15 protein-coding genes are annotated in these 17,697 nt (G+C 70.7%); 10 read left to right on the top strand and 5 right to left on the bottom strand.

Annotated features, from left to right (window positions below):
• Window positions 1-401 precede the first annotated feature (401 nt).
• The 4 genes from ABD830_RS23855 to ABD830_RS23870 form a co-directional block, all read right to left on the bottom strand.
• Complete coding sequence (locus ABD830_RS23855) at window positions 402-2,876, bottom strand: PEP/pyruvate-binding domain-containing protein (protein ID WP_344991202.1); 2,475 nt, start codon at window positions 2,874-2,876, stop codon at window positions 402-404.
• Window positions 2,877-2,888: 12 nt separating this feature from the next.
• Window positions 2,889-3,587 carry a TetR/AcrR family transcriptional regulator gene (locus tag ABD830_RS23860; protein WP_344991205.1) on the bottom strand — a complete coding sequence of 233 codons (699 nt, stop codon included), beginning with the start codon at window positions 3,585-3,587 and terminating at the stop codon, window positions 2,889-2,891.
• Window positions 3,588-3,696: 109 nt separating this feature from the next.
• Window positions 3,697-4,404 carry a hypothetical protein gene (locus ABD830_RS23865; protein WP_344991208.1) on the bottom strand — a complete coding sequence of 236 codons (708 nt, stop codon included), beginning with the start codon at window positions 4,402-4,404 and terminating at the stop codon, window positions 3,697-3,699.
• Window positions 4,401-5,762: an alpha/beta fold hydrolase gene (locus ABD830_RS23870; RefSeq protein ID WP_344991211.1), complete on the bottom strand. Its 1,362-nt coding sequence runs from the start codon at window positions 5,760-5,762 to the stop codon at window positions 4,401-4,403. The genes ABD830_RS23865 and ABD830_RS23870 overlap by 4 nt, the downstream gene beginning before the upstream one ends.
• Before the next feature lie 113 nt (window positions 5,763-5,875).
• Between ABD830_RS23870 and ABD830_RS23875 the strand changes: the two genes are divergently transcribed.
• From ABD830_RS23875 to ABD830_RS23895, 5 genes are all read left to right on the top strand, one after another.
• Entirely contained in the window at window positions 5,876-6,934 is a 1,059-nt protein-coding gene (locus tag ABD830_RS23875) for a sensor histidine kinase (RefSeq protein ID WP_344991214.1), read from the top strand.
• On the top strand, window positions 6,931-7,581 hold the full coding sequence (locus ABD830_RS23880) for a response regulator (protein WP_344991217.1): 651 nt from the start codon (window positions 6,931-6,933) through the stop codon (window positions 7,579-7,581). Before ABD830_RS23875 ends, ABD830_RS23880 begins: the two co-directional genes overlap by 4 nt.
• 114 nt (window positions 7,582-7,695) lie before the next feature.
• The gene (locus tag ABD830_RS23885) at window positions 7,696-8,796 is read left to right on the top strand and encodes a winged helix DNA-binding domain-containing protein (RefSeq protein ID WP_344991219.1); all 1,101 of its coding nucleotides are present in this window, start codon (window positions 7,696-7,698) and stop codon (window positions 8,794-8,796) included.
• A 15-nt stretch (window positions 8,797-8,811) separates the two neighbouring features.
• A complete protein-coding gene (locus ABD830_RS23890; RefSeq protein WP_344991223.1) occupies window positions 8,812-9,756 on the top strand; it encodes a sugar kinase in 945 nt (314 codons plus the stop codon).
• Between the two features lie 105 nt (window positions 9,757-9,861).
• Window positions 9,862-10,449 carry an HD domain-containing protein gene (locus tag ABD830_RS23895; protein ID WP_344991226.1) on the top strand — a complete coding sequence of 196 codons (588 nt, stop codon included), beginning with the start codon at window positions 9,862-9,864 and terminating at the stop codon, window positions 10,447-10,449.
• Here the strand turns inward: ABD830_RS23895 and ABD830_RS23900 are convergent, their stop codons facing one another.
• Entirely contained in the window at window positions 10,450-11,157 is a 708-nt protein-coding gene (locus ABD830_RS23900) for a FadR/GntR family transcriptional regulator (protein WP_344991228.1), read from the bottom strand. It lies immediately after the preceding gene.
• 131 nt (window positions 11,158-11,288) lie between these two features.
• Between ABD830_RS23900 and ABD830_RS23905 the strand changes: the two genes are divergently transcribed.
• Genes ABD830_RS23905 through ABD830_RS23925 form a run of 5 tightly spaced genes read left to right on the top strand, consistent with a single transcriptional unit; the run spans window position 11,289 to window position 17,697 of the window.
• Window positions 11,289-12,893 (top strand): ABC transporter substrate-binding protein, encoded by a 1,605-nt coding sequence (locus ABD830_RS23905; RefSeq protein WP_344991232.1) that lies wholly within the window; start codon window positions 11,289-11,291, stop codon window positions 12,891-12,893.
• Complete coding sequence (locus ABD830_RS23910) at window positions 12,890-13,849, top strand: ABC transporter permease (RefSeq protein ID WP_344991235.1); 960 nt, start codon at window positions 12,890-12,892, stop codon at window positions 13,847-13,849. Before ABD830_RS23905 ends, ABD830_RS23910 begins: the two co-directional genes overlap by 4 nt.
• Window positions 13,846-15,813, top strand: a complete 1,968-nt coding sequence (locus ABD830_RS23915) for a dipeptide/oligopeptide/nickel ABC transporter permease/ATP-binding protein (RefSeq protein WP_344991239.1) — start codon at window positions 13,846-13,848, stop codon at window positions 15,811-15,813. The genes ABD830_RS23910 and ABD830_RS23915 overlap by 4 nt, the downstream gene beginning before the upstream one ends.
• Window positions 15,806-16,795, top strand: a complete 990-nt coding sequence (locus ABD830_RS23920) for an oligopeptide/dipeptide ABC transporter ATP-binding protein (protein ID WP_344991242.1) — start codon at window positions 15,806-15,808, stop codon at window positions 16,793-16,795. Before ABD830_RS23915 ends, ABD830_RS23920 begins: the two co-directional genes overlap by 8 nt.
• Window positions 16,792-17,697 (top strand): dihydrodipicolinate synthase family protein, encoded by a 906-nt coding sequence (locus ABD830_RS23925; protein WP_344991244.1) that lies wholly within the window; start codon window positions 16,792-16,794, stop codon window positions 17,695-17,697. Before ABD830_RS23920 ends, ABD830_RS23925 begins: the two co-directional genes overlap by 4 nt.

Raw genomic sequence — 17,697 nt, forward strand, 5'->3', positions numbered from 1 at the left:
CTGCTCTATATCTATTTCAGGCGTCCCGGCAGGTGATGGCCGCCGTGCCGGGGTCCGCTACTGCCGTGCTCGCGGGAGTGCCAGTGGCTGCCGCGACCGGAAGAGCAAGAGCGACTCCGGTAATTAATCCATACATTCGCATCAACTTTACTTCCTGCGTATCCGCCCAGGACAGAAGGATGTTACGAGGCGAATCTTCCGCCCTTCTTCCGCTCCTCTTCCCCGTCTCAGACGAATGGTGTGTCCCCCGGCGGGCACGTGTCCGGTCGGCCGATGGCCGACCCCACTCCAATGCGCTGCCCCGTGACGGGCCGCCCCAACGCGCCACCTCATGACGAATCAACCAACGGCGGCATTTCCGCCCCAGCGTGCAGCTGCCCGCTTGCCTTTTCGCGGTCGTTTCAGGTCAGCACCTCGACCGTGCCCCGCTCACCGTCCACCCGGACACGGTCGCCGTCATGCAGGCGCATGGTCGCGTTGCCGGTGCCGACCACGGCGGGGATGCCGAGCTCGCGGGCCACGATCGAGGCGTGGGACAGTGGGGCGCCCATGTCGGTCACGACGGCGGCGGCGCGCGGGAACATCGGGGTCCAGCCCACGTTGGTCAGCGTGGTGACGAGGATCTCGCCCGGCTGGAGCCGGTCGCCCTCCTCCGGGCTGGCGATCACGCGTACGGTGGCCTCCACCACGCCGGGGGCGCCGGGGAAGCCGGTTACGGTGTCGCTCACCGGGGGTGTGTTGCCGCGGGCGTCGTACAGGTCGGCCCGCCGGTCGGGGTCGGCGGCCCAGCGCACCGGGTCGAACCGCCCTACGATCAGAGCCGGGTACGGCGGCAGCGCGGCGTAACGCTCGTACGTGGCCCGCCGGACCGGCACCTGCTCCAGCGCCGACGCGTTCCCGCGCAGCAGATCGAGCAGCTCCCGCAGGTAGAGGTGGAACAGGTCGTCGCCGTGGCCGGTCAGCTCGCCCGCGCGGACGACGAAGGCGCGCAGCACCCAGAACGCGCGGACGGCCTCCGAGCGCGTGCGTTCACGGTCGCGTACGACGACGCCCCAGCGCCGCACCCGCTCCCGCATCCTGTCCTGTTTGCCGGGATAGCGCCGGGCGAAACGGGCCCAGGCTGCCTCGCCGGCCTGCTCCTGCCTGGCGAGCAGCTCCTCGGCGCCGGTACGCAGGTCGCGCAGGCCGGCGAGCTGGGCGTCGATCCAGGCGGGGTCCTCGCCGGGGCGGGGGATGGACACCTCGAACTCGTGGGGGCCGCGATGCCCGTACAGACGGGCGAACTCCTCGCGGGTGATCTCACCGCGGGCCAGCTGGGACAGGCCCACGACCAGGCCCATGCTGGCCAGGTCGCCGGCCGCGTTGACGCCGGTGAGCATGGCCTCGGCGTCGACGTCGCCCATCATCTTCCGCAGCTTGGAGCGGGTGAGCAGCAGGCTGGTGCCGCCCTGGCGGCCGCCGGCCTCCAGCATGCGCCATGCGGTGACGGCGTGCGGCTGGATCTCGCGCTCGTACAGGTCGGCCAGCTCGGGTGCCGAGGCGGTGGCCGCGATCGCGGCCCGCAGGTCCTCGCAGCGTTGCCGGGCGGTGGCCAGGAAGGCGCCCATGCTCCTCAGGTTCTTCCGCACCCGGAGCCGGACCCGGATCGCCGTGGGCACGCCCTGTTTGACGACCTCCCAGCGCAACAGCTTCACCCTCGGTACGTCGAGACCGGGCGGGATCTTGCCGAAGACGTCCTCCATCGGGCCGGACAGGCTCTTCAGGCGGAGTGCCTTGATCACCGAGTACATCGGGGAGAGGTTCATGTAGAAGCGGCCGCCGATGTTGCCCACCATGTCGAAGCCGGGCATGGCGGAGGCGGACATCGCCTCGTGGATGAACAGGCGCACGAACGACCAGGTGATGGGGGTCATGACGTCGGGAATGGCCTCCCCGAAATTGCCCGCGGTCCATAAGTAGTCGCCCTTGAGGCTGTCGTTCCACTCCTCGACCTGCGGCTTGAGACCGGTGATCGGGCGCGCCTGCACGATCGCGAACGCGCCGCCGCTCCGGGCCCACTCGACGTCCATCGGAGTCCCGTACAGCTCCTGGATCCGCGCGCCGATCGCGGCCAGCTCCACCGCCTGCTGCTTGTCCAGCACGGGCCTGCCGCGCAGCTCCTCCGGCACAGGCTCCTCGCGGGTGCCGTCAGAAGTGCGGACGGTCATCACCGTCTTGTCGCCGACCTGCGACTGAATGACCGCGCCGCCCGACACCACGACCGTGTCCGGGGTGACCTGACCGCCGACGACCGCCTCACCGAGCCCCCAGGAAGCGTTGATCACGCTCTCGTCACGGGCACCGGTGACCGGGTTCGCGGTGAACAGGACACCGGCCGCCTCCGCGTCCACCAACTCCTGGACCACCACCGCCAGCGCCACCTCATCATGGGGGACGCCGTTCTGCTCGCGGTAGGCGATGGCGCGCGGGTTCCACAGCGAGGCCCAGCAGCGCTTGACAGCATCCAGCAGCCCCTCGCCCCTGATGTTGAGATAGGTGTCCTGCTGACCGGCGAACGACATGTCCGGCAGGTCCTCGGCGGTGGCCGACGAACGCACGGCCACCGGCACGTCATCGCCGAGCGCCCCGTACGCCCGGCGGATCTCCGCGGCGATCTCGGCAGGCATCTCATGCTCGGCGAACAGCCTCCGCGCGTCCTGCGCGTGCGCGATCTCGTCACCGAACGCCGACACGAACGCCCGGTAGGCCTCCGTCGTGATGTGGAACCCCCCGGGAACGGGCAGCCCCGCCCTGGTCAGCCTGGCCAGCGAGGCACCCTTGCCCCCCACGGTCGCAAGATCGGCCGCGGCATCGTCGAGAGACAGCACCAACTTCACAGCGCACGCTCCTTAAGTGGTCAGGGACGTCATGAGCCTGCGGTGGGCGACTTCCGCCATGGAGTCCAGAAGATCCAGGGTCGCCCGCGCCACTGCCTGCGCGTCCTCCTCCGGCAGCGCCCGGCCCGTGCTCATGGCCCGCTCAACGGTGTCGGCCACCAGCTCGATGATCCGCTCGTCGGGCAGCTGAGCCTCCTCCGGCGCCAGATCGGGCAGGAACAGGAACCCGTACACGATGGCGCTGATCACCGTCATGTGGTCACGGGGAGCTTCGCGCACCGCGCCGTGCTCGATCAGCCGGTCGAGGTAGGCGTCGAAGGCGCCGCCCAGGTCCAGCCTCATCGTGCTGCGTTGCTTCATGCGCGCGAGCTTGCCGAGCACCTCGGAGTCGCGGACCAGCGCCGCCCGCATCAGCGGCCGGCGCAGTGCCGTGCCGACGAACTCCCCGAACAACTCGCCCACTGTGGTCGGCGCGCTCGCCCGGATCTCCTCGACCAGGTGGACCCGCTCGCGGCGCAGCAGCGCGGCGAACAGGTCGTCGCGGGTCTTCCAGTGCAGGTAGATCGTGCCCTTGGCGACACCGGCGCGCTTGGCCACGTCATCGATCGTGGTCTTGTCGTAGCCCCACCGCAGGACCAGCTCGGCCGCGGCGTCCAGGATCCCGTGCGCCCGCTGCACCGGATCCTGCGGCGGCCGTCCGACTCTGCCCATGAGCCCCACTCCATAAGTTTTTGACTAGATGAGAGTAATTGGTCATTTAATCAAAAACAAGCCCGGACCGTGGTGGTGGCCGTCGTTCCGAGGGAGTGCGCCGGCCTCGCTAGCCCTGAATGTCCGGGAAGGGCTGTCCGGCTGAGAGCCGTTCGATGAGGGTTCGTACGGCCTCGTTCCCGCCGTTCTTCTCCACCCAACGACTCACCTGGCAGGCGGCTTCGGCATACACCTGGGGATCCGCCGAGGCCGCGCGCAGCCAGTCGTCGAGCGTGACCGGCAGTGGCCGGCGGGAGTCGCGCAGGCAGCGGTCGCCGGTCGGGGCGAGGTACCGGGGGTCGTCGCTGACCAGGACGGCGAGGCCCTCGTCGAACCACTGCGGAACTTCGGCGCCGTCGAGACGGGCGTGCAACTCCACGTGGGTCAGCTCGTGCGAGGCGATCACCGGGTCGACGCCGCGCGGGGACAGCATCACCGACCGGTTGAGCACGGCGATACCGCGTTCGCGGCCGCCACCGATCCTGCGGTAGCAGTCGTCGGACAGGCACACGAGGACGTCCGGAGAGGTCGTCCGACCGCCGAAGAAGTCACTCACCCGCCTGTTCGCCTGCTCGGCGACCTCGCTCACCTGCCGGCGCCGGGCCTGCGGGAGGCCGGGTTCGGCGTACACGCCGGGCTGGAGCCGCTCCAGGCCGTAACAGCGCGGGCAGGTGATGGCCGTGACGGACGGGAAGGCGATCACTGTCACCGTCGCGGCGGCGGTGAGGAGGACCGCGATGACGGAGCCCGCGATCCACCAGCGCCTGCGCCGGATCACGGGCACATCGTCCCCCGGGGCGGCAGTCGGCGTTCGGTGACGTACGTGCTGACGTGGTCGATGACGCAGGGGTTGGCCATCGCGCCGAAGAGGTTGTGGCCGGGGCCGTCGTGTTTGATTGTGCGGCTGCCTCGGATCTGTTCGGTCACCCGGCGGGTGGAGTCGTAGTCCTGCCAGGTGCCCGCGCCCAGGAGCGGCGGCAGCGTACGGGGCATGGGCGCGGGCGGGTTGGTCACCGGAGTCGGCCAGCCGGCGCAGGTGAGCGGCAGGTGCCAGGCGAGGGGGAAAGCGGCGCCGGTGTCGGGGGCGATCGCGCGCAGCCGCTTGACCGTGCGCGCCACCTCCCGCTGGTTCGCCGGGCGCGGGAAGTCCAGGCACTCCTTGACCCCGCCGCCGGGCAGTCCCGGGTACGGCTGGCGGCTCGACAGCGCGAAGCTCGAGGCGTCCCCGGCCTCGGCCGCCGTGATGGCCGCCATGACGTCGGCCCATCGTGCGGGGCCGGGCCGGAGCTTCAGGAACGCGAGTGACTGCAACTGGGTGCCGTCGAAGCGGGCCGCCACGCCGGCGGCGGGGATCGGCTCGCGATTCGCCTTGGCGACCAGTGCCCGCCAGCGCTTCTCCGTCCCTGCGGGCGCCCAGGCGAAGAACCGGTCCATGAAGCGCTCGTTGTCACGGGCCATGGTGCCGAGCTCCCGGTCCCAGTCGCGCGGGCTGTGGTTTCCGGTGCCATCGATGTACATCGTACGCACGCGCTGCGGGAACAGCCGGGCGTAGGACTGCGCGATGGTGCCGCCGTATGACAGACCGAGGAAGTTCATCTTGTCCTCGCCGAGCGCTTCGCGGATGGCGTCGGCGTCGCGGGCGTCGGAGGCCGCGTCCATGTGGTCGAAGAGCTCCGGATCGGTGTCGCGGCACTTGTCGCCCCTGGCCTTGTTCGCCGCGGCGAGCCGGTCGAACTCGGCCTGGTCAGCGGGGAAGGCCGGGGTGCGCACGAAGCCCCATTCGCACTGCAGCACCGCGCCGCTGAGCCCGGGATAGCCGCGCGGGTCCCAGGTCACGACGTCCATCGACGTACGGATCTTGTCGAAGATCTGGGTACGTGAGCCCAGCGACGCGATCTGGTACCCCTGCGGACCACCGAAGTTGACCAGCACGGATCCCTTCTTGGCGCCGGTGGCGGGCAGGCGGGCGACCTTCAGGGTGATCTTCCGCTCGCTCTTGGGCGACAGGGCGACGGCCAGGTCCGCGCACTGGAGCTCGGGCGCGTTCGCGACGGGACAGGCGCTCCACTGGAGGGACGGCTGCGGCGCCTGGACCGGTGCCGTGAGGACGGCCACCGCCAGGAATGTGTTGAGCATGCGCAGCACGCTAGGAGTCGCGGACATCAGCGGTCTGCCCGCGAAAGTCGTCGATGACTGTTGACCAAAGTTGACTATGAGGGCTACCAGGCGCGATGAGTAGGGTGAGGTCTATGCCCAGATATGCGCTCATCGCCGCGGTCGTGGTCGCGGACACGGCGCTGCTGTGGCTGGACGGGACGCACGGATGGACGCTCGCCGCGTACGCCGCGACGGTGGCGCTCGCCATGGCGGCGATGAACCGTCTGCCGTTCGCGGCCTTCCTCGCGGCGCTGGCGCTGGCGGTGTTCAGCGGCGGGCTGCTCGCCCTGCTGGTCTGCACCGGCTTCCAGGCCGGGCACCGCATCTCCGCACGTAGAGATGTGGTGCTGACGGCAGGCGCACTCAGCGCGTACGTGTGCGTCCTCCTGCTCGCCGTGCAACGGTCCCCCGGCGCCGAGGAGCCGTGGATCAGCCTGGCCCGCGTCGTCGTGCTGACCGCGCTGCCGCTGCTCGCCGGCCGCTACGTGGCCCAGCAGCGCGAGCACCTGCGCCGGGAGAAGGCTCTCATCGCCGAACAGGAACGGCTGCGCGAGCGGCTGCGCATCGCGCACGACATGCACGACTCTCTCGGTCACCTGCTCAGCCTGGTGTCCGTGCAGGCCGCCGCGCTGGAGGTGGGCCCGTTGCCTCCCGACCAGCGGCGCGCGGTGGGCGGCCTGGCGGGCACCGCCCGCGCCGCCGCGGCCGAACTGCACGAGGTGGTCAACGCGCTGCGCGGCCATGACGCCCCCGGCCTGGAGGAGATCGACGACCTCGTCGCCCGCTCCCGGGCGGCGGGCGCCTCGGTGACGATCGGGACATCCGGCGAAGCCGTCCCGCTCACCGACCCGAGGGCGTCCCACGCCGCCTACCGGGTCGTCCAGGAAGGGCTGACCAACGCCGTCAAGCACGCGTCCGGCGCGTCGATCACCGTGTCGCTCGACTGGCAGCCCGACGCCCTGCTGATCTCGGTGGCCAACCCCATGCCCCGCCGTCCCCTCTCCCCCGTCGGCGGCGGCAGCGGCCTGCACGGGCTGACCGAGCGCGTCGCCGCGGCAGGCGGACTGCTGCGCGTCCATCCGGGACCGCGCGTGTTCCGGCTCGTCGCGATGCTCCCCCTGGTGCCGGTCCTCGCGGGGGCCACCTCGTGATCAGGACGTTGATCGCCGATGACGAGCCCCTCATCGCCGCGGGCATCCGCACCGTCCTGGAGTCGGCCGGAGACATCGAGGTGGTGGCCACCGCGCGCGACGGACGCGAGGCGGTGCGGGCCGCCCGCCTGCACCAGGTCGACGTCGCGCTCCTGGACATCGCGATGCCAGTGCTGGACGGCCTGGCCGCCGCCGCGGAACTGACCGGGACGCGCGTGGTGCTGCTCACCGCTTTCGGCGATGAGGAGAACGTACGGCGCGCCGTACGGCAAGGCGTGTCCGGGTTCGTCCTGAAGACGTGCACCCCCGACGAACTGATCCGCGCGGTCCGCGCCGCCCACGCCGGGCAGGCGTACCTGTCGCCGGCGGTGACCCGCCAGGTGCTCGACATGGCGATGCCTGGCGACGACGAGCGCGGACGCGACGCCGCCGGCCGGCTGGCCACCCTCACCGCACGCGAGGCCGACATCCTGGCCCTGGTGGCGGAGGGCCTGTCCAACGCCCAGGTGGCTCGGCGGGTCCACATGACCGAGGCCAGCGTCAAGACCTATGTCAGCCGCATCCTCGCCAAACTGAACTGCACCAACCGGGTGCAGGCGGCCCTGCTGCTCCGTGATGCGCCGTTCCCACCTGATGCACGTCCATAAGCTCGCCGGCGCGCGTACCATCGGGCGCAAGGAAGCCACGAGCCGGCCACCCGCCGGTGTCGCTGGGGCTATTGCGGCCCGGGACCGGCCGCAATAGCCCCTACCTTGGTGACCATGGATCCCCTCATCAGCCGCAGGGCGCTCAACCGGGCCACGCTCGACCGGCAGCACCTGCTCCGCCGCACCGGCAGAACCGTGATCGAGGTCGTGGAGGACCTCGGCGGACTCCAGGCGCAGACCCCGCACACCTGGTACACCGGCCTGTGGAACCGCGTCGAGGGCTTCAAACCCGCCGACGCCGCCGACCTGATGCTCTCGCGCGAGCTCGTACGCATCGCCCTGCAGCGTTCCACGATCCACCTCGTGAGCGCCCGCGACTGCCTGGCCATGCGGCCGCTCCTGCAGGTCGTCACCGAGCGCGGGACGCGCGGCACGTATGGCAAGAAGCTGGAGGGCGTGGACCTCGACGAGCTGGCGGCGCGCGGCCGGGCGCTGGTGGAGGAGCAGCCCATGACGTTCGCCGAGCTCGAGCGCGGTCTCGCCGAGCGGTGGCCGTCGCACGACCGCCACGCGCTCAGCCAGGCGGTGCGGTGGCTGGTCCCGCTGGTACAGGTGCCGCCCCGCGGGCTGTGGGGCAGGAGCGGGCCCGTCGCGCACACGAGCGCCGAGTCGTGGCTGGGCTTCGACGCGCCGCCGATGACGCCCGCCGAGCTGGTGCGGCGCTATCTCGCGGCGTTCGGGCCGGCGTCGGTGATGGACGTGCAGACGTGGTCGGGGCTGACGCGGCTGGGCGAGGTGGTGGAGTCGCTGGACCTCGTCCGATTCAGGGACGAGTCGGGACGCGCCCTGTACGACCTGCCCGACGCCGTACGCCCCGACGAGGACACCCCGGCGCCGGTGCGGCTGATGTACGACTTCGACAACCTCTTCCTGTCGCACGCCGACCGCTCCAGGGTCATCACCGAGGCGGGCCTGGCCGCCCTCCGCGGCTTCATGGGCACGAACGTGCAGCCCCGCACCATCCTGGTGGACGGCTTCACCGCCGGGGACTGGACGGTCACCCGCGCCAAGGGCACCTCCACGCTCACCGTCCACCAGTGGGTCCCGATATCCGTCCTGGAGGAGGTCGAGAAGGAGGGACTGCGGCTGCTGGAGTTTCTGGCGCCGGGCGACAAGCACGAGATCTCGGTCTCCGACCGCCCATCCAGACCGTGACACTAGTCTTCAACCATGCACGAACTGGTGACTTTCGGTGAGACTATGGCTCTTTTCGCCGCCCGCCGCACGGGGCCGCTGCGCTTCGCCCGCGACTTCGACCTGGGCCTGGGCGGCGCCGAGTCGAACGTCGCGATCGGCGTGGCCAGACTCGGCCACCGTGCGGTGTGGGTCGGCAGGGTGGGGGCCGACGAGTTCGGTGACCTCATCCGCGCCACGCTGGCGGGCGAGGGCGTGGACGCGCGGGCCGTCGCCGATCCCACGGCGCCGACCGGCCTCATGATCAAGGGCAGACGCACGGCGGACCTCATCGACGTGCGCTACTACCGCAAGGACAGCGCGGGCTCGCGCCTGTGCGCCGCCGACCTCGACCCCGAGCTCATCAGGTCCGCCAGGGTGCTGCACGTCTCCGCGATCACGCCCGCGCTCTCGGAGTCGGCACGCGACGCCGTACGGCACGCCGTCGCCGAGGCGCGGGCCGCCGGCGTGCTGGTCTCGCTGGACGTCAACTACCGCAGGGCGCTCTGGACCCCCGAAGAGGCGGGGGCGTGGCTGCGGGAGACGGTCGGGAACGTGGACGTGCTGTTCGCGACCGAGGCCGAGGGCCGGCTGATCGTCGACGCGGACGATCCGACCGAGCTGGCCAAGGCGCTGGCGGCGCTGGGCCCGCGGCACGTGCTGGTCAAGTTCGGCGCGGCGGGCGCGATGGAGCTGTCCGACGGCGTCGTGCACCGGGCGGAGCCGTACCGGGTGACCGAGGTCGACTCCGTGGGAGCCGGGGACGCGTTCGCGGCCGGCTGGCTGGCCGACTGGCTGGCCGGGGCGGAGCCCGCGGAGCGGCTCAGTACGGCGTGCGCGGCGGGGGCGTTCGCGGTGACCTCCCAGGGCGACTGGGAGAGCCTGCCGCGGCGGGCCGATCTGGGTCTTCTGCGGCGGCCCGCCGACGGTGTGAGCAGGTGATCAGGCGCGGAAACAGCTGACGGGAGTCGCGGCGGTTTCCCCCAGCGATCGGGCCTGCGGCCACTACGATCGCTGGCGGGGCGGGGGCACGTCGAGAGGAGCCGGATGGACACCTTCACGAGCTGGCCGTCCTGGGCGCAGGCCGAGGAGCCGCTGGGCGAGGCGCTGCCGCCGGAGACCGTGCAGGTCCTGCGCGCGGCGGTCACGTTCGCCCGGGAGCAGCACGGCGTGCAGCAGCGGCCCACCGGGCGCCCGTACGTCGAGCATCTGCTGGAGGCGCTGGAGGTGGCCGTGGCCGGCGCGGGGGTGAGCGACAGGGACGTGCTGGTGGCGATCGTGCTGCACGACGTGCTTGAGGACACGCCGTGCACCGAGGCGGAGATCGTACGGCGGTTCGGCCCGCGCGTGGCGGAGCTCGTGAGGTGGGTGACCAAGCCCCGCGGCGTCGCGAAGGCCGACTACCTGAGCTCTCTCGTCAAGGCGCCGTCCCAGGCCGTGCTCGTGAAGCTGGCCGACCGGGTGAGCAACGTGCAGGAGCTGCAGCGGATGCCGTGGCGGTTCCAGCGGCGCTACTACCTGGAGACGGTGGCGTACATCATGCCGCTGGCCGGCGTCCACCCCTGGTTCGCCACCTGGTACGGGGAGTGGCGCCGGCGCTGGCATCGCCGCGTGGAGCGGCTGGCCGCGTACTGATCAGCCGATCCGCGCGACGCGGTTGCGTACGCCCTCGAAATGGGTGTGCACGGCGGCCACGGCGGCGGCCCGGTCGCCGCCCAGGACGGCCGTGTAGATGTCGCGATGGCGCCTGACCACGTCGCCCGGCGGCTCGTCCGGCGCGCCCAGCTCGTCGCGGAGCTGGTAGTACACGTCCCAGAACGCGCCCAGCAGTTGGCTCACCAGAGGGTTGCCGAGCGGCCGGTAGAGCAGGTCGTGGAAGAGGCGGTCGGTCTCGGGAGAGACGGGCCCGGCCTGCGCCTCGGACTCCATCCTGGCGATGACGTCGGCGACCGGCGTCAGGTCGGCCTCCGGCCCCAGCTCGATGAGGCGCTCCACGAGGCCGGACTCCAGGATCTCGCGGATCTCGACGAGGTGCGCCAGGTGGTTCTTGCCGTTCTGCAGCGTGATGCGGCTGTGGAAGGCCAGCTCGTCCACCAGCCCCGCCAGCGACATCCGGCCCACGAACATGCCGAACCCGTGGCGGATCTCCACGATGCCGACCGCCTGCAGGGCCTTGAGCGCCTCCCTGATCGAGTTGCGGCTGACCCGCAGCTCCTCCATGAGCTCCGACTCGGTCGGCAGCGGATCGCCGGCCACCAGCCCGCGCTGGACGATCAGGTCCTTGACGCCCTCCTGGGCCTCGACGGCACGGCTCTGCCGCACCGGACGCGGGACAGTGGCCATGAAAGATCCTTTCGTCGCAGGTAACAATCCCGAAATCTTCTGTTGACCTCAAGCGGTGGCTACGTTTAGCGTCCACCTTACGCAAAAGATAGGACATGGGACGTCCTATGTTCTAGTTCCAGGAGGAATCCGTGAGCTCTGAGTTCAGCCGCCGCGACTTCCTGCGTTACAGCGGAGCGACAGGTGCGGCGGCGTTCATCGCGGCCACTCTCTCCGCCTGTTCCGGAGGCCCGGCCTCGACCGGCTCGGTCGGCGCCGGATCCAACAAGGACCTGATCACCGCCGTCATCGGGTACGGCAACGACCAGAGCTGGGATCCGACGCAGACCGCGTCGGCGTTCGCGATGGCCGGGATCAACCACATCTACGAGGGGCTCCTCGACACCGACCCGATCACGCGCGAGCCGTACCCGGCGCTCGCGACCGCCGTGCCCACCGACCTGAACGCGACCTCATGGAAGTTCACGCTCAGGGACGGCGCCAAGTGGCACGACGGCCAGCCCGTCACCGCCGACGACGTGGTCTTCACCTTCGAGCGGATCCTGGGCCCCGACAACGTCCTGACCGGCAACTTCTTCAAGTCCTGGCTCCAGGAGGTGAAGAAGGTCGATGACCGGAACGTCGAGCTGGTCTTCAAGTACCCGTTCCCCGACGCCGCGCCCAGGCTGACCATCGCGAAGATCATGCCGAAGCACGTCTTCAGCCAGGCGGGGGCCTGGGACAAGGCCAAGAGCGGCATGACGATGGGCTCGGGACCGTACAAGCAGACGGCGCACAACCCCAAGTCCAACACCTCCTTCGAGGCGTTCGACGGCTACAACGGCCCGCGCCCGGCCACGGTCAAGAAGATGAACTGGCTGACGATCGTGGACGCCGCCGCCCGCGTGGCCAAGATCTCCGGCGGCTCGGCCGAGGCGCAGATCGCCGACAACATCCCGTACGCCAACGTCGACCAGCTCAAGCAGCAGGGCCTGACGGTCGAGGGCGGCAAGGGCATGAACCACCTGTTCCTGATGTTCAACACGGGCGCCAAGCCCTTCGACGACGTACGCGTCCGCCGGGCGCTGCACTACGCGATCGACAAGCAGAAGATGATCGACGTGGCGCTCAAGGGCCACGGCACGGCCTCCACCTCCTTCCTCAACGAGGGCCACCCCGACCACAAGCGGGCCTCGTGGGTGTACGACTACGACCCGGAGAAGGCCAAGGCGCTGCTGGCGGAGGCCGGCGTGAAGGACCTCACGATCAACCTCATGGCCGTGAACGTGAGCTGGATCGCGGACTGCCTGCCGACCATCGCCTCCTCCTGGGAGGCCATTGGGGTCAAGACCACGCTGGAGCCGCAGGACACGGCCGCGCTGTTCGCCAAGATGGACCAGTTTCAGGACTATCAGGTGGTCGCCGCCGCCTCGAACCCCAACCAGTTCGGCATGGACGCCGACCTCATCCTGCACTACAACTACGTGCCCGGCGGCCTGTGGATGAAGTACAGCCACTGGGACGGCAGTGCGGACGCCAAGAAGCTGTTCGCGATGATGGACGAGGCCAGCAAGGAAGCCGACAAGGCCCAGCGGACCGAACTTATCCACAAATATCTGGACTTTGTGGCTGAGCAGGTGATCCTCTACCCCGTCGTCCACAACGAGCTGATGACCGCCTGGGACCCGAAGAAGCTGTCCGGCATCCGCGCTCAGCCGTACCCCGGCATCAACCTGCTGCAGGCCAAGAGGACATGACGCTCGTCGCCAGGATGCTGCTGCGGCGGCTCCTCATGCTGATCCCGCTGCTGCTCGGCGTGGTCGCGTTCGTCTTCATCGTGATGCGCTTCTCCAACAGCAAGCCGGAGTACGCGTACTTCCAGGGCGCGAACCCGACCCCCGAGCAGATCCACCAGTTCCAGGTCGAGAACGGCCTGCTGGACCCGCTGCCGCTGCGTTACGTCCGTTTCGTGGTGGACCTGGCCCAGGGCGACATGGGCACCAGCGTGCTCACCAAGAAGCCGGTGCTGGAGTCGATCACGACCGCGCTGCCGCTGACGCTGCAGCTCACGTTCCTGGGCCTGGCCGTCGCCGTGGTGCTGTCGCTGGTGTTCGGCGTCACCGCGGCCCTGTACCGCGACCGCTGGCCGGACCAGGTGATCCGCGTGGTGTCGCTGATCGGGGTGGCCGCGCCGTCGTTCTGGCTGGCGCTGCTGATGATCCAGTACCTGGCGGTCGGCGAGGGCCTCTTCCCGACCGGCGGCTACATCAACCCGGCCGACTCCACGGCCGGCTGGCTGCAGTCGATGACGCTGCCCGCCCTGTCGCTGTCGCTGCCGATCGCCGCCCAGCTCACCCGCATCATCCGCACGTCGATGGTGGAGGAATTGGACCGCGACTACGTCCGCACCGCGATCGGCAGCGGCCTGCCGCCCATCGTGGTCGTCGGCAGGAACGTGCTGCGCAACGCCCTGATCACCCCGCTCACCGTGCTCGGCCTGCGCGTCGGCTACCTGATCGGCGGCACCGTGGTCATCGAGACCATCTACGGCCTGCCCGGCATGGGCCAGCTCATGATCAACGCCGTGCGCGACGGCGACCCGGCCGTCGTCCAGGGCGTGGTGCTGACCATCGCGGTCGGGTTCATGGTCGTCAACCTGGTCGTGGACATCCTCTACCTGCTGGTCAACCCCCGCCTCAGGAGCGCCACATGAGACGTGGACTGACGGAACGGCTCTCCCGCCCAGGCGTGGCTCTCCGCCGGCTGAAGCCCCTGTCGTGGGTGGCGGTCGGCATCGTCGCCATGGTCGTGCTGGCCGCGCTGCTGGCACCGTGGATCGCGCCGCACTCGCCGTACTTCCAGGAGGCGACATCCACTGTCGCCGAGTCCGCGACAGGGGGCGGCCCCTCGGCGGCGCACTGGATGGGACTCGACAGCGCCAACCGCGACATCCTGTCCAGGCTCCTGTACGGGGCCCGCTGGTCGCTGATCATCGGCCTGGGCGCGACCGGGCTCGCCCTGGTGGCCGGGGCGGTCGTCGGCGCGGTCGCGGCCACCTCGCGCCGGGCCGTCGACGAGACCATCATGCGGCTGCTCGACGTCGTCATGGCCTTCCCCGGCATCGCGCTGGCGGCCGTGCTGGTGGCGGTGTTCGGCGGCAGCATCCCGGTGCTGGTCATGGCCATGGCCTTCCTCTACATGCCGTCCGTGGCCCGGGTCGTGCGGGCCAACGTGATCGCCCAGTACGGCGAGGACTACGTGGCGGCCGAGCGGATCATCGGGGCGCGCACGCCGTACATCGTCGTCAGGCACGTCGCGATCAACTGCGCGGCCCCGGTGCTGGTGTTCTGCACGGTGATGGTGGCCGACGCGATCGTGTTCGAGGCGTCACTGTCGTTCATCGGCGCCGGCGTACGCCCGCCGAACCCCTCCTGGGGCAGCGTCATCGCCGACGGCAAGAACCTGGTGCTGCTCGGCGGCTGGTGGGCCACGGTCTTCCCGGGCCTGCTGATCCTGCTCACCGTGCTCGCTCTCAACATCCTCTCCGAGGGCATCTCCGACGCCTGGGCCGCGCCCGCCTCCCGCAAGGCCGTCACCAAGAAGGACGACGCCTTCGAACAGGCCAGCCCCGGTTCCGGCGAGGTCGTCGAGCTGCCGGGACTGGCCGAGGCCGCCCGCAGGCTGGCCGAGCGGGCCCGCCCGCTCCCCCAGGGGCCGCCGATCCTCTCGGTGGAGCGACTGCGGATCGGGTTCCCAGAAGGTCCGGGCGGCGGCGTGGACATCGTGGACGGCATCGGCTTCGAGGTGCGGCCTGGTGAAGTGCTCGGCCTCGTGGGCGAGTCCGGCTGCGGCAAGTCGCTGACCGCGCTGACCATCATGGGCCTGCAGCCCCGCGACGCCCGCGTCAGCGGCCACGTCCGCTTCGACCAGCGGGAGCTGCTCTCGGAGTCGCGCCGCACCCGCCGCCGCCTGCTCGGCCACGAGATGGCGATGATCTACCAGGACGCGCTCTCCTCCCTGAACCCGGCCATGACCATCAAGGCCCAGCTCAAGCAGCTCACCCGCCGCGGCGGCCGGCGCACCCCCGCCGAGCTGCTCGAACTCGTCGGCCTCGACGCACGCCGCACGCTCTCCTCCTACCCGCACGAGCTCTCCGGCGGGCAGCGGCAACGGGTGCTGATCGCGATGGCGCTGTCGCGCGACCCCAAGCTGATCGTCGCCGACGAGCCCACCACCGCGCTCGACGTGACCGTCCAGGCGCAGGTCATCGAGCTGCTGCTGAAGCTCCGCGACGAGCTGGGCTTCGCGCTGATCCTCGTCTCGCACGACCTCGCGCTGGTCGCCGACGTCACCGACCGCGTGATCGTCATGTACGGCGGCCAGATCGTCGAGACCGGCGCCACGGCGGCCCTCGTCGGAGCGCCCGCCCACCACTACGCCCGCGGCCTGCTGGGCTCGGTGCTGTCGCTGGAGTCGGGCGCCGAGCGGCTCACCCAGATCCGCGGCGTGGTCCCCGCCCCGGCGGACTTCCCGCCCGGCTGCCGCTTCGCCGACCGGTGCCCGATGGCCACGGACGTGTGCCGTACCGAGACCCCGGTGCTGGAGGGGACCGCGACACACGCGGCGGCCTGCCACCATCCCGCGGTGTCCCTCGTGAGGAGTGAGCAGCGTGCTTGAGCTCAAGGACGTGCACGTCGTGCACAAGGCCCGCTCCGGCGGGTTGCTCTCCCGCGACCGCGTGTACGCGCTGACCGGGGCGGACCTCACGGTGAGCCCCGGGGAGACGGTGGGCGTGGTCGGCGAGTCGGGGTGCGGCAAGTCCACGCTGGCCAAGGTGCTGGTCGGCCTGCAGCGGCCGACCCAGGGCACGGTGACGTTCCGCGGCAAGGACCTGTGGTCGCTGAAGGAGCCCGAGCGGCGCGCCCTGATCGGGTCGAGCATCGGGATGATCTTCCAGGACCCGTCCACGGCGCTCAACCGCCGCCTGCCCGTCAGGCAGATCCTGCGCGACCCGCTCAACGTGCACCGCCGCGGCACCCCGGCCGAGCGCGACGCCCGCGTACGCGAGCTGATCGACCTGGTGGGCCTGCCCTCGAGCGCCGCCGACGCGCTGCCGAGCCAGCTGTCCGGCGGCCAGCGCCAGCGCGTGGCCGTGGCCAGGGCGCTCGCGCTCGAACCCGAGCTGGTCGTGGCCGACGAGCCCACCAGCGCGCTGGACGTGTCGGTCCGCGCCCAGATCCTCAACCTGCTGCTCGACCTCAAGGAACGGCTCGGGCTCGCGCTGGTGTTCGTCTCGCACGACATCCAGACCGTACGCAGGATGAGCGACCGCGTGATCACCATGTATCTCGGCAGGATCGTCGAGCAGGCGCCCGCGCAGGTCATGCCGCTGGGCGCCCGCCACCCGTACACGCGGGCGCTGTTCTCCGCGACGCCGGGGCTCATCTCGCCGATCAACCCGATCCCGCTCGTGGGCGTCGTGCCCTCGGCCACCAGGCCGCCGAGCGGGTGCCCGTTCCGCACCCGGTGCTGGCGGGCAGACGACCAGTGTGCCGCGGAGTGGCCCGCGGCACAGGCCGAAGACGACCACCTCTTCCACTGCCACCACCCGGTGGCGGCGGGAGCGACCGATGTAGAGCTGATCCAGGAGCGCGCATGAGTCTGACCGGTGTCATCCCCCCGGTTTGCACCCCGATGACCCCCGACTACGAGGTGGACGCCGCCTCGCTCGTCCGGCTGGTCGACCACCTGCTGGACGGCGGTGTCGACGGGCTGTTCGTGCTGGGCTCGTCGTCGGAGGTGGCGTACCTGACGGACGCGCAGCGGCGGGTGGTGCTGGACACCGTGGTCGGCCACGTGGGCGGGCAGGTGCCGGTGCTGGCCGGGGTGATCGACATGACGACGCCGCGCGTGCTGGAGCACGTGCGGGTCGCGGTCGAGGCCGGGGCGTCGGGAGTGGTGGCGACCGCGCCGTTCTACACGCGTACGCATCCGGACGAGATCCGTACCCATTTCCGTACCGTCGCCGCCCGCGGCGGGCTGCCGGTCTACGCCTATGACCTGCCGGTCTCCGTGCACACCAAGCTGACCGCGGACCTGCTGCTCGAGCTGGCCGCCGAAGGGGCGCTGGCCGGGCTGAAGGACTCCAGCGGCGACGACGGCGGGTTGCGCGAGGTCATCATGGGCCGCGAGGCGCCGTTCAGCGTGCTCACCGGGTCAGAGGTGACCGTGGACTCGGCCCTGTGGATGGGCGCCGACGGCGTGGTGCCCGGGCTGGGCAACGTGGACCCGCAGGGGTACGTGGAGCTGTACCGCTGCGCCGTACGCGGCGACTGGGAGGCCGCCAGGATGCAGCAGGAGCGCCTGATCAGGCTGTTCGAGATAGTCCGCGTCGGTGGCTCGCGCATGGGCGGCAGCTCTTCCGGCCTCGGCGCTTTCAAGGCCGCACTCCACCTACGCGGTGTCATCGACTGCCCGATCACCGCGCTCCCGCAGATTCCGTTGAACGACGACGAGGTCGGCCGGATCGGCAAGCTCCTGGCTGCCGCGGGGCTGCTCTGA

Origin of the sequence: Nonomuraea helvata (genome assembly GCF_039535785.1) — a bacterium.
In the GTDB taxonomy this organism is placed as follows: domain Bacteria; phylum Actinomycetota; class Actinomycetes; order Streptosporangiales; family Streptosporangiaceae; genus Nonomuraea; species Nonomuraea helvata.

Excerpts from the sequence above, each read along its gene's own strand:
- ABD830_RS23860 (WP_344991205.1), bottom strand. The coding sequence starts at position 3,587 with ATGGGCAGAGTCGGACGGCCGCCGCAGGATCCGGTGCAGCGGGCGCAC.
- ABD830_RS23870 (WP_344991211.1), bottom strand. The coding sequence starts at position 5,762 with ATGCTCAACACATTCCTGGCGGTGGCCGTCCTCACGGCACCGGTCCAG.
- ABD830_RS23875 (WP_344991214.1), top strand. The coding sequence starts at position 5,876 with ATGCCCAGATATGCGCTCATCGCCGCGGTCGTGGTCGCGGACACGGCG.
- ABD830_RS23885 (WP_344991219.1), top strand. The coding sequence starts at position 7,696 with ATGGATCCCCTCATCAGCCGCAGGGCGCTCAACCGGGCCACGCTCGAC.
- ABD830_RS23890 (WP_344991223.1), top strand. The coding sequence starts at position 8,812 with ATGCACGAACTGGTGACTTTCGGTGAGACTATGGCTCTTTTCGCCGCC.
- ABD830_RS23895 (WP_344991226.1), top strand. The coding sequence starts at position 9,862 with ATGGACACCTTCACGAGCTGGCCGTCCTGGGCGCAGGCCGAGGAGCCG.
- ABD830_RS23900 (WP_344991228.1), bottom strand. The coding sequence starts at position 11,157 with ATGGCCACTGTCCCGCGTCCGGTGCGGCAGAGCCGTGCCGTCGAGGCC.
- ABD830_RS23910 (WP_344991235.1), top strand. The coding sequence starts at position 12,890 with ATGACGCTCGTCGCCAGGATGCTGCTGCGGCGGCTCCTCATGCTGATC.
- ABD830_RS23915 (WP_344991239.1), top strand. The coding sequence starts at position 13,846 with ATGAGACGTGGACTGACGGAACGGCTCTCCCGCCCAGGCGTGGCTCTC.
- ABD830_RS23925 (WP_344991244.1), top strand. The coding sequence starts at position 16,792 with ATGAGTCTGACCGGTGTCATCCCCCCGGTTTGCACCCCGATGACCCCC.